The organism is Micrococcus sp. HSID17227, assembly GCF_003989405.1.
In the GTDB taxonomy this organism is placed as follows: domain Bacteria; phylum Actinomycetota; class Actinomycetes; order Actinomycetales; family Micrococcaceae; genus Micrococcus; species Micrococcus luteus.
Genome location: NZ_RBLN01000379.1, coordinates 1 through 1457, shown reverse-complemented (window position 1 = coordinate 1457; position 1457 = coordinate 1). Strand labels below are relative to the sequence as shown.

At 75.6% G+C, this 1457-nt stretch carries 2 protein-coding genes and 2 pseudogenes; 1 reads left to right on the top strand and 3 read right to left on the bottom strand.

Going from position 1 to position 1457, the window contains the following annotated elements:
- A pseudogene (locus D8M29_RS12005) lies at positions 1 to 306 on the bottom strand (phosphoribosylamine--glycine ligase); the annotation flags it as partial.
- A gap of 62 nt (positions 307 to 368) precedes the next feature.
- Here D8M29_RS12005 and D8M29_RS12000 point away from each other — a divergent pair.
- Entirely contained in the window at positions 369 to 638 is a 270-nt protein-coding gene (locus D8M29_RS12000) for a hypothetical protein (RefSeq protein ID WP_069941146.1), read from the top strand.
- Positions 639 to 680: 42 nt separating this feature from the next.
- Here D8M29_RS12000 and D8M29_RS11995 read toward each other — a convergent pair whose 3' ends face one another.
- Both D8M29_RS11995 and D8M29_RS13680 read right to left on the bottom strand, forming a co-directional pair.
- Entirely contained in the window at positions 681 to 1310 is a 630-nt protein-coding gene (locus D8M29_RS11995) for a response regulator transcription factor (protein WP_069941145.1), read from the bottom strand.
- Positions 1307 to 1457: pseudogene (locus D8M29_RS13680) on the bottom strand (sensor histidine kinase); the annotation flags it as partial. The pseudogene D8M29_RS13680 and the gene D8M29_RS11995, both read right to left, overlap by 4 nt.

Below are 1457 nucleotides of genomic sequence, written 5' to 3'. Positions count from 1 at the left end.
GGACGCCTCGAGCTGCGCGGCCGCCTGCGAGGGGCCGAACACGGCGAACCCGGCCTCGCGCAGGGCGTCGGAGACGCCGGCGGCCAGCGGGGCCTCGGGACCGACGACGACGAGGTCGGCCCCCAGCTCGCGCGCGAGCTCCACGACGGCGGCCGGGTCGGTGGCCTCGACGGCGTGGAGGGTGGCCAGGTCGGCCATGCCGGCGTTGCCGGGCGCCGCGTGGAGGGCGCTGACCTGCGGATCACGGGAGAGGGCGGTGAGCAGCGCGTGTTCGCGGCCGCCGTTGCCGAGCACAAGGGTCTTCACGAGCCTCAAGCCTACGCGGTGGCCCTGGCCCGGTCCGGCCCGTGGCCCCTACGGTGGAGCGCATGACGATGCCTCCCCTCCACCACGGTCAGCCCGGCGACGACCGTGATCCCCGTGACCCCCGCCACCGGCCCGGTGCGGGGCTGGGACCCGGGCTGCGAACGGCCTGGACGTTCGTCGGCGTGATGTTCACGTGCGCCCTGATCGTCTTCTGGACGCTGCGGGGGCTGGGCGTCCAGCGCGGCGACCTCAGCCTGCCCGCCGCGCTCGGCGTGCTGGCGCTGGCCGCCGTCGCCGCGGCGGTGATCACCCGGTACGTGCGGCGCCGCTGAGCAGGACCGGGTCCGCGGGGGTCGGCCGCCCCGGCCTGTCGGTCAGCGGATGATGCGCCGTCGCCGGGCCTCGTCGACGGCGCGGGTGCGGTTGTCCACGCCGAGCTTCTGGAAGATGTGCACCAGGTGCGTCTTCACGGTGGCCTCGGAAATGAACAGCTCCTTCGCGGCCACCTTGTTCGTGGCGCCCCGCGCGATCAGCTCGAGCAGCTCGATCTCCCGCTCGGACAGCACCTCGGAGCCGCCGGACATGCGCCCCATCAGCGTGGCCGCGACCTGCGGGGCCAGCGCCTTGTGCCCCGCCGCCGCCTGCCGCACCGCCGAGGCGATCTCCTCGCTCGGGGCATCCTTGAGCAGGTAGCCGGCGGCGCCCGCGTTCACGGCCGCGAGGATGTCCGCCTCCGTGTCGAAGGTCGTCAGGATGAGCACCTGCACCCCCGGCCACCGCTCCCGCACCGCGCGGGTGGCGGTCACGCCGTCCATGCCCGCGCCCATCTGCAGGTCCATGAGCACGACGTCCACCGCGGGCTCGCCCGCCTCCAGGACGCCGATCGCCTCCGCCCCGTCGGCGGCCTCGGCCACCACGGTCAGGTCCGGGTGCGCTTCGACAACGGCCCGCACCCCCGCCCGCACCACGGGGTGGTCGTCCACCAGCATCACGCACACGTTCATGCGGTCTCCTCGCTCTCGGTCTCCTCGGGATCCGCGCCCCGGCCGGCCCCGGCGGCGACCAGCGGCACCCGCAGCGCCACCACGGTGCCCTCGCCAGGGGCCGACTCGACGGTGGCCTCGCCGCCCACCGCCGCGAGGCGCTCGCGC